Genomic DNA, 8,667 nt, shown 5'->3' with positions numbered 1-8,667 from the left:
TCGCCATGCGTGCCGACAAAACCGACAAGAGCTTTGCCGCGTTCATTCACCTCGCCGCCGCCATCATAAGCTCCAGATGAATATCAACAGCCCTTAAAGCGAAGTGGCGACGGCCTCGGCTTCGGCATCGGCGTCGTAATTCCAGACCCAGGCGCGTTCCTGCGGCTGAGCGTCAAGCTTGCGGTCGCGGTTATGCAAGTCGCCGCTGGATGCGTCATAGCGAGCACCATTCACGCGCGCCATGCGCTGGACGCCAGCAGTCCGCTCGCGCCGCAGCTGCTCGTAAATCAGCAGCGCCCGTGGGGCGGACTTGCGGTCCGCGTGGCTCAGCACGGTCGCCAAGGCAACTGCGTCTTCGATGGCCTGATTGGCTCCTTGTCCCAAATGCGGCAGCATTGGGTGGGCGGCGTCGCCCAGCAGGGTCAGGCGTCCGCGAGTCCAGGTTGCGAGAGGCTCACGATCGAACAGGCCCCACCGAAACGTCGTTTTCAGTTGGGCAATGACCGTCTCAACCATGGGGTCCCAGCCGGCGAACTCCCGGGCAAGGGCGGAGGGATCGCCCCGTGCCGACCATGACTCCTTCATCGGCTCGTCAGTCGTCACAAAGCCGACGTAGTTGATGAGCAGGCCGGCGCGCACCGGATAGACGAGAAAATGCTTGCCTGCACCAAGCCAGTTGCGCATCGCTCCCGGCGGCCACGAGACACCAGCCGCCGGGATCACCCCTCGATAGGCGACCGATCCCGAATAGAGCGGGGCGGACGGGGCAACTACGAACTGCTGAAGGGTAGAATGGATACCGTCAGCCGCGATCACGACGTCGGCCGTGGTGCGCAAACCATTGGCGAAAGTGATGACGGCCTGCTCATCGTCCTGTTCGAAGCCGATACATCTGTGGCCGGTCTTCACACTATCGGCAGGTAGCCGATCGACGAACATTGCCAGCAAATCGGCGCGGTGCATGCCGTAGAACTCGATTTGGCTGGCAAGCGCGGGGGGCCACATCGCCGCCGCATAGGATCCATCGGCGCGACGAAACTGTGGGTCGATCCATCTGGCCCCCGAGCGGATCAGCTCGTCACCGAGGCCGAGCCGCCGAAGCATCCGGACACCGTTCGGTTGGATCACGACGCCGACGCCGACCTCGGCCAGGGCCGTAGCCTGCTCGTAGAGACGGACGTCCATGCCACGTTGAAGCAGGGCGGCAGCAGCGGCGGCGCCGCCGATGCCGCCGCCAATGACCGCCACACGTAGCGGGCTCGTGCTCATTGCTCCGGCTCGTCAAGCATTGTCAGCCCTTGGCGCGTGCCGCCACCGCGGCCGCCCATGAATATTGGCAGCCTAGCGCCGGCGCACAGCGCAGGCAAACGGCGATCATGTTGTAAGGGGTGCGTCGTCGCCGAGAACAAGGTGCTGGAAAGCCGCCCCAACATCGAAGACGCCATCCGCAATCGTCAGGTGCTGATCGTCTTCAACACCATGGGCGGACAGAAGGCGGTGTCGGACTCCAAATCGCTGCGCCGCTCAAGCCACAGCCACACACTCAATCTCGATGTCAAACTCCATCGGCCATGACGCCACAGGCACGAAGCTGCGCGCCGGCGGGTTGGTCGAAAAATACTTCGCATAGACCCGGTTGATGGCGTTGTAGAAGCCGGAATTGACGGCGTAGATGCGCACCATCACCACATTGTCCAGCGAGGTGCCGGCCGCTTCCAGGCAATGTTTCAGCGCTTTCAGCGACGCCTCGGTCTGCGTTTCGATGTCGCCGCGCACCATCTCGCCGGTCACCATGTCCACCGGCGGCGTCGCCGAGATGAACACGAAGCCGTTGGCCCTCACCGCTGTCGAACAGGGCAGGCCAAGCGCCCGCACCTTGGCCGACATGACCGGCACCTCGATGACTTCCTTCTTCACGGCAATCCTCCCTGGGTTTGCCGGGAGCTTATCGCGCCACCCGGCGAACGCCAGCGCGGACGCATGGTCCAGAGCCGCTCGGCTCAACCCACCGCCACACATTCGATCTCGATATCGAACTCCATCGGCCATGACGCCACCGGCACGAAGGTCCGCGACGGCGGGTTCTCGGGAAAATGCCTGGCATAGACGCGGTTGATGGCGTTGTAGAAGCCGGAATTGACGGCGTAGATGCGCACCATCACCACGTTGTCGAGCGAGGTGCCGGCCGCTTCCAGGCAATGTTTCAGCGCCTTCAGCGACGCTTCGGTCTGGGCTTCGATGTCGCCCTTGACCAGTCTGCCGGTCGAGATATCGAGCGGCGGCGTGCCGGACACGAAGACCAGTCCGCCGGCCTTGGTCACCAGCGACAGCGGCAAGCCCAAGGCACGCACGGCTGCCGACAGCACCGGCACTTCGATGATTTCTTTCTTCACGGCAATCCTCCCTGGGTTTGCCGGGAGCTTATCGCGCCGCACGGTGAACGCCAGCGCGGATGCATGGTCCAGAGCTACCCCTGCCCCGGATAGGGCATGCCATCCTTGTGCAGGAAACGCCCGTCGGAGCTAGGGCTCATCATGTCGATGTCGGAGCATGTGATGACGTCGTCCGGGTCGCGCGAGCCGACCTCCAGATAGAGCGCCGTGGTGGACGACCGGTTGATCAGGTGATGGCCGTTGCCGCTGTTCTTGGCAAAGGTCGCGCAGTCGCCTGCCTTGAGCAGCGTCTCGCCGCCGTCCTCGACCAGCGTCAGTTCGCCTTCCAGCACGGTGACGAACTCGTCCTCATGGCTGTGCCAGTGGCGCTGGCTGGACCAGCCGCCGGGCGGCAAGGTCATCAAATTGACGCCGAAATCAGCGAGCCCGCCCGCATCGCCCAGCCGCCGCCGCGTGCGGTCGGCGCAGGGTTGATCGAAAGGCGCGGGGTAGCCGGAGCCTTTGCGGACGGGCACGGCTGACAGGTCGATCTTGGGCATGGAATGCTCTCCCGGTTTGTGCCGACATTGTAGTTTATCGCCGAGCAATGAAGCGCCTTCCGTGGTGCTCTACGGCGCCCCCCTCTGTCCTGCCGGACATCTCCCCCACGAGGGGGGAGATCGGATGTCGCGCCTGCTTTCGCCAATTTTCGTTGAAAAAAAGCCGGCCGCACAACTGCCAATCTCCCTCCTTGTGGGGGAGATGTCCGGCAGGACAGAGGGGGGCGCCGTAGAGCGCTGATTTTCCAGAAGGCAAGCCCCCCTCAGTGACAGCACGCCTCGCCATATTGCAGTTGCTCGTTCCAGTTCGGCCGGCCCTCGGGCGTGAAATCCATCAGGTTCCACAGCGGCTCGCAGGTGCCGACGCCACGCGGATCCTGGCCTGGGTCCGTTGGCGCGAAATCCAGTTCGGAACTCCAGAAATGGCGAATGCCGTCGGCGTCGCGATGGAACACCGACAGCAGCGGCGACTGTGCGCCGTCGGCCGCCTCGGCATTGTAGTCGCGCTTGAAGCTGTTGTTGGCCGAAGACACCAGCCGCATGTTGCGCCAGCCTCGGTCGCGGCCGAGCGTGACCAGGTTTTCGAGCGCGGTTTTCGCCACCACGGCGAAGTTGAAGCCGGCGGCATCGAGATGACCGACCGCGCCGTCGAACTGGTCGAGCAGCGCCGTGCAGGACGGGCATGGCTGGTCCGGCCGCGCGAGCTTCGCGGTGCCGCCGCTTGTCGCCACGTCGCGCTTCTCCTGCGGGTGACGGGGAAACATCATGTTGTAGACGATGAGCGAATCCTTGCCGGGCGCGAACAGCTCCGACAATTTTACCTTCCCGGGCTTGCCGTCCGGTCCCAGCGCGTCGAACACATAATCCTGCGGCACCAGCCCACCGGGCGGCAGCGCGCGCCGTGCAACCGCAACCTCTTCCATGGCGCGGCGCAGCCCGATTTCCTTCTGCAGCAGTTTTTCGCGGGCGGTGCGGTATTTGGCGGATTCGTTGGGAAAGGTGATCATGATCGGCTCCTTCGGTCGCGGCGCCGGCGTCCCGGCGCGGTTGCTATGCGACCCAAGGACGTTTGGCGGCGATCGGCTCCGACATTTTTGCGAATGGCCGAAACGACTTTCTCGCAGCGGAACCTCGCTCTCTTCCCAGCATTCTCCCCACAGGATAAGCCAGCAGTCCGGGGGACAAAATGCACGACGACGATGACGACGAGATCGACCTGCGCTGCCCGCAAGTGGTGGCCGACAATGCCGCCAAGGCGCTGCGCCTGCGCGGCGAATTCGGCCGTGGCGGCACCGAGATCGGCGTGGCCCGCGCCACCGAACTGAAGAACCGGGAAAAACTCGCGCCCTCCACCATCCGCCGCATGGTCAGCTATTTCGCCCGCCACGAGGTCGACAAGCGCGGCAGGAACTACGGCAACGAGCAAAACCCGTCGGCCGGCTACATCGCCTGGCTGCTGTGGGGCGGCGACGAGGGCCGCGCCTGGGCGCTGGACCTCAAACGGAAGATCGGCAACGCGCCGGACATCTGAGCGCCCCGCTCAGCTGTACCAATCGACCTCGAACATGCCGAGCCGATCGTAGAGGCGCACTGCGGCGGCGTTCTCTTCAGTGTTGGTCTTCAGGTCGACATAGTCCGCACCGCGTGCGCGAAAGGTGGCGAAGGCGTGCCACATCAGCGCTTCGGCAATGCCCTTGCCGCGCGCCTCGGGATGGACCGCGAGGTCCTTGACGAAGGCGCGCGTCCAACACAGCGCGGCCGCCGCCAGCCGGCCCTTGGCGTCGATGACGAGGAAACACAGCGCCGGGTCGAATTCGGGATCGCCTGATATACGCGGCCACCACTCGTCAAACGGGCCATCGGCACCGTCGTCGAACACTTCGGTCAGGAGCGCATGCAGGGCCGGCGCATCACCGGGCTCGAAGCAGCGCATCACAAAGCCTTCCGGCCAGAGCGCGGGAACCAGCGTCTCGTCGAGGATCTTGCGCAGCCGGATATCGTTCAGAGCCGGCGGGCGCGGTTCAGGCATCGCGCTCAGGCGTCGGGCTGCAAGCGGCTGCGCTGGCGGTCGCGGCCAAGCCCGGTCGCGTCGAGCAGGCCCTTGCGCTTGGCGTCGAAATAGTAGCCGGTCTGGTAGAGCCAGTCGGCCCGCTTGGCGTTACCGCCGGACACCAGCCAGGCGCCACGCAGATATTTGACCGCGTATTTCAAATTGGTCTCGGCGTCGAACAGGCCTTTGGCCGGGCCGTCATAGCCCATGCCGCGCGCCGTCGCGTGCTTGATCTGCATCAGCCCCCAATGGCCATTGTTGTAGGCTTTCGGGTTGAAGGTGCTCTCGCGGTTGACGACATGGCGAACCAGATCGACCGGCACCTGGTAGAGGGCGGCGTATTTCTCGATCAGCCGCTCGACGTCGCCACGCACGCCCGGCGCGTGTTCTTCTTCCGCGGGTGCCATCGGGAACTGCACGAGGGCAGCCGGGTTCTGCGGCACCATATAGGCGACCTGCTGGACGCCTGGCACGACCTTCCGGTCGCCCTTGGCGGTCGCGGGCATGACGAGCCCTGCGGTCGTATAGGTCTCGGCCGTCTTGACGGTCTCGCCTGCGGTCGCCGGCGGCGGCGCTTGCCAGGCATTGGCGGTCATGATGGCGGGTACCGCCGGCGCTGCCGGGGTCGAGCCGGCAAAGGCGGCGGTCGCGGCAGCAGGCTGGACGGCGGCATCGGGTGCCGGCGTGGCTGGGCCGGACGTCGATTCAGCCGTCTGAACGGGCGCGATTCCCGATGATTCCGGCAGCACCGAAACCGTCTCCGGCAGCGGTATCGTGAAGCCGGCGTCAGCACCGGCGGCAGTCGCGGTTTCGGTCAGGGCAGGCGCGGGTTTCATCTGCGAGGTCGACGTGCAACCGCTGATGCCGGCGGCAGCCAGGATCACGCCGATCGCGATAAGAGTGTGTTTTGCTGGCAAGCCGCGCTCGGGTCCGATTTGTCGGGTTATTAAGAAATTCCTTACACCAGCGATTCACGACCGGCAATCGGGGCCCTCAGGTGGTTTTCGGGTGGCGAGACTCTGGCCGGGATGCCATATTGTTCTGGATATGTACCGGGACGAATGCCGGATTTCGCCACTTTGCGGAAAGGAACGCATCATGGAAACGACATCTTCGATCACAGCCGGCCACGCAGTGTTAGAAACAGTGATCGGCTTCATGGGCATCGCCTGGAGCGAAAAGGGCCTGATCCGGCTCTGCCTGCCTGAACGCAGCCGCGAGGCGGTGGAGCGGCGGCTGATGCGCCATGCCGGCGTTTCCGCCTCCACCGCCCAGCCGCCATGGGTCGTCGACCTGATCGCCTCGATCAAGGCCTATGCGGCCGGCGAGGATGTCGACTTCACCGGCGTACCGGTCGATCTCGACGGCATCGACGACTTCCGCCTTGCCATCTACGGCGCGACGCGAAAGCTCGGCTATGGCGAAACCACCACCTATGGCGAACTGGCCAAACGCGCCGGCCATGGCGGTCTGCCGCGCGAAACCGGTGCTGCCCTTGGCGCCAATCCGGTGCCGCTGGTCATTCCCTGCCATCGCATCCTTGCCGCCGGCGGCAAGATCGGCGGCTTCTCGGCACCCGGTGGCTCGAACACCAAGGAGAAGATGCTGGCCATGGAAGGCGTGCGCGTCGGCCCGCCGCCACCAGCGCAGGTTTCCTTCGGGTTCTGAACCATCTCTCGGTCTTGACGCAATTTCCCTAGGCAAAGCGCTACGCGCTTTCCCGGAATTGCCCTAGTCGTTGTGGAAGAAGCGCCGGCGGAAATGCCGATCATAGTCCGGCCGCTTGCAGGTATAGACCGGACAGAACTTCGTGTCGGCGCTCGGCACGTAGGCACGTGTCCTCACCTCGCCCATGGTGCAGAACTGCTCGCTCTGGACATAGCGGTCATAGAGCGGCAGGCCCGGCACCCGCGTCGACTGGTAACGCAGGATGACGGCGCCGTGCCGCGCGATCGTCGACTGGACACGCCCGCAGCTCATACGCGTTGGGTCATAGCGTGAGATCGCCTGCGCCTCGGCGGCCACCAGCGTCAGGCAGGCGGCAAGCAGAATGGTTTTCATGGTCCTCTCCCCCAAGCTCCTCCCGGATTGAACACCGCCGGGGCCCGATCCTGTTGCGACGCTCTCACGCGATTGGGGCGGCCATTGGGCGGCATCCTGATCACGGCCTTCTCACGCAGTCTTGTTTTTCGTGCGAAAGCAGCCTATATGCGTTCCATTGATATTTCGGCCGATCGATCCGGGCCTCGCGATAATCGCGTTTGCTGACGTCTATCTCCAAAATCTCGATGCACACCGGCTGGACTTCGGTCCGGTCAATCTAAAGCAAATGTGAAGGACTATCTAAATGGCAACTGGAACGGTCAAGTGGTTCAACGCCACCAAGGGCTTCGGCTTCATCCAGCCTGACGCGGGCGGCGCGGACGTATTCGTCCACATCTCCGCTGTCGAGCGTGCTGGACTGTCGACCCTGGTCGAAGGCCAGAAGATCAACTTCGAGATCGAGCAGGACCGCCGCACTGGCAAGTCGTCCGCTGGATCTCTGAGCAAGGCAGCCTGATTTTGCGAATGGCGCGCGCCGGGCGAGAGCTCGGGGCGCGCGGCAAGTCACGGATGTACTGACAGTCGCGCGAGAAGCGCGCCGGAGCGGAAAGACCCGACAGACTGGATCAGCAGATAGCTGCCAGCCCGGACCGGACGCTCCCGATCAGGCTACCGAAAATGGGAAGGCGGGATTTATCCCGCCTTTTTGTTTGTCTGGGGTTCAGGCACCGACAATTGGCGACGTTGCTCACCCCACCCAGTCCATCGGCACATGTCCTGGATCCGCTTCCACCCGGCCAAGCCAGTCTGTCACCGCTGGATAGGCATCAAGCTGGAAGCCGCCCTGCTCTGCCGTATGCGTATAGGCATAGAGCGCGATGTCGGCGACGCTGTAGGCGCCGCCAGCGAAGAACGCGTTGGTTTCCAGATGTTTGTTCATCACGCCGAGCGCCTTGTTGCCACGCTCCAGCGTCACCGCTAGCCGCTCCGGTGTCGCATCCCGGGCGCGTTCTGGAAAGGTCAGCAGCGCCTTGCGCACGGCAATATAGGGCTCGTGGCTGTATTGCTCGAAGAACAGCCATTGATAGGCCAGTCCCCGTTCGTACCTGTCCGCCGGCAGGAAACGCGTGCCCTCGGCGAGATAGAGCAGGATGGCGTTGGATTCGGCCAGCCGGCGGCCGTCGTCGAGCTCGAGCAGCGGCACCATGGCGTTCGGGTTCTTGGCGACATAGTCCGCTTTTCGCGTCTCGCCCGTATGCGAACTCACCTCGACATTGGTAAAGGCGAGGCCAAGCTTGGCCATCAGCAGGCGCGGCTTGTAGCAATTGCCGCTGTCGATCATGCCGTAGAATATCATTGCAGTTCCCCGGTGCGCTGCCTCTGCCGGCGCGATTATCGCAGCGGCGACGTCCTCAACCAATGATTTGTTTTGGCACGACCATCAGCACCGCTGATGAAAGCGTCCTTCTCCCCGTTTACGGGGGAAGTGCCCGGCAGGGCGATGAGGGGCAGCGCGACGCATTCAGGATTTCCTCTTTGGAACTGAGCCCTCTACCGCGAAAAGTCGGCGCTGCCCCTCATCTGGCTGCCGCTGTCCAGCCGATAGATGGGTAACACTTTGAACCGGATACATGGGTTACAG

12 protein-coding genes are annotated in these 8,667 nt (G+C 63.9%); 3 read left to right on the top strand and 9 right to left on the bottom strand.

What is annotated here, in order from left to right; translation table 11 throughout:
- Positions 1-93 precede the first annotated feature (93 nt).
- The 5 genes from AC07FD_RS24090 to AC07FD_RS24070 all read right to left on the bottom strand — a co-directional run bounded on the left by AC07FD_RS24090 (position 94) and on the right by AC07FD_RS24070 (position 3,939).
- Entirely contained in the window at positions 94-1,269 is a 1,176-nt protein-coding gene (locus AC07FD_RS24090) for an FAD-dependent monooxygenase (RefSeq protein WP_478351875.1), read from the bottom strand.
- A 255-nt stretch (positions 1,270-1,524) separates the two neighbouring features.
- Positions 1,525-1,917 carry a RidA family protein gene (locus AC07FD_RS24085; RefSeq protein ID WP_027044169.1) on the bottom strand — a complete coding sequence of 131 codons (393 nt, stop codon included), beginning with the start codon at positions 1,915-1,917 and terminating at the stop codon, positions 1,525-1,527.
- Between the two features lie 83 nt (positions 1,918-2,000).
- The gene (locus AC07FD_RS24080) at positions 2,001-2,393 is read right to left on the bottom strand and encodes a RidA family protein (protein WP_478351874.1); all 393 of its coding nucleotides are present in this window, start codon (positions 2,391-2,393) and stop codon (positions 2,001-2,003) included.
- Positions 2,394-2,467: 74 nt separating this feature from the next.
- The gene (locus AC07FD_RS24075) at positions 2,468-2,932 is read right to left on the bottom strand and encodes a cupin domain-containing protein (protein ID WP_478351873.1); all 465 of its coding nucleotides are present in this window, start codon (positions 2,930-2,932) and stop codon (positions 2,468-2,470) included.
- Between the two features lie 263 nt (positions 2,933-3,195).
- Positions 3,196-3,939 (bottom strand): DUF899 family protein, encoded by a 744-nt coding sequence (locus AC07FD_RS24070; RefSeq protein WP_478351872.1) that lies wholly within the window; start codon positions 3,937-3,939, stop codon positions 3,196-3,198.
- Positions 3,940-4,118: 179 nt separating this feature from the next.
- Here AC07FD_RS24070 and AC07FD_RS24065 point away from each other — a divergent pair, with 179 nt between their 5' ends.
- Positions 4,119-4,463: a hypothetical protein gene (locus AC07FD_RS24065; RefSeq protein ID WP_478351871.1), complete on the top strand. Its 345-nt coding sequence runs from the start codon at positions 4,119-4,121 to the stop codon at positions 4,461-4,463.
- 9 nt (positions 4,464-4,472) lie between these two features.
- Here AC07FD_RS24065 and AC07FD_RS24060 read toward each other — a convergent pair whose 3' ends face one another.
- Both AC07FD_RS24060 and AC07FD_RS24055 read right to left on the bottom strand, forming a co-directional pair.
- On the bottom strand, positions 4,473-4,961 hold the full coding sequence (locus tag AC07FD_RS24060; protein WP_478351870.1) for a GNAT family N-acetyltransferase: 489 nt from the start codon (positions 4,959-4,961) through the stop codon (positions 4,473-4,475).
- 5 nt (positions 4,962-4,966) lie between these two features.
- Positions 4,967-5,899, bottom strand: coding sequence for a transglycosylase SLT domain-containing protein (locus AC07FD_RS24055; protein ID WP_478351869.1), 933 nt, complete (start codon positions 5,897-5,899; stop codon positions 4,967-4,969).
- A 181-nt stretch (positions 5,900-6,080) separates the two neighbouring features.
- Here AC07FD_RS24055 and AC07FD_RS24050 point away from each other — a divergent pair, with 181 nt between their 5' ends.
- Complete coding sequence (locus AC07FD_RS24050; RefSeq protein ID WP_478351868.1) at positions 6,081-6,650, top strand: methylated-DNA--[protein]-cysteine S-methyltransferase; 570 nt, start codon at positions 6,081-6,083, stop codon at positions 6,648-6,650.
- A gap of 63 nt (positions 6,651-6,713) precedes the next feature.
- Here the strand turns inward: AC07FD_RS24050 and AC07FD_RS24045 are convergent, their stop codons facing one another.
- Entirely contained in the window at positions 6,714-7,043 is a 330-nt protein-coding gene (locus AC07FD_RS24045) for a hypothetical protein (RefSeq protein WP_478351867.1), read from the bottom strand.
- Positions 7,044-7,329: 286 nt separating this feature from the next.
- Here AC07FD_RS24045 and AC07FD_RS24040 point away from each other — a divergent pair, with 286 nt between their 5' ends.
- Positions 7,330-7,542: a cold-shock protein gene (locus AC07FD_RS24040; protein ID WP_010910991.1), complete on the top strand. Its 213-nt coding sequence runs from the start codon at positions 7,330-7,332 to the stop codon at positions 7,540-7,542.
- A 231-nt stretch (positions 7,543-7,773) separates the two neighbouring features.
- Here the strand turns inward: AC07FD_RS24040 and AC07FD_RS24035 are convergent, their stop codons facing one another.
- Positions 7,774-8,382, bottom strand: a complete 609-nt coding sequence (locus AC07FD_RS24035) for a glutathione S-transferase family protein (protein ID WP_478351866.1) — start codon at positions 8,380-8,382, stop codon at positions 7,774-7,776.
- Positions 8,383-8,667: the final 285 nt, after the last annotated feature.

It is taken from the genome of Mesorhizobium waitakense, from assembly GCF_056431085.1.
Note: the sequence above shows the minus strand (reverse complement) of the source record. Positions and strands in the feature narration are given on the sequence as shown.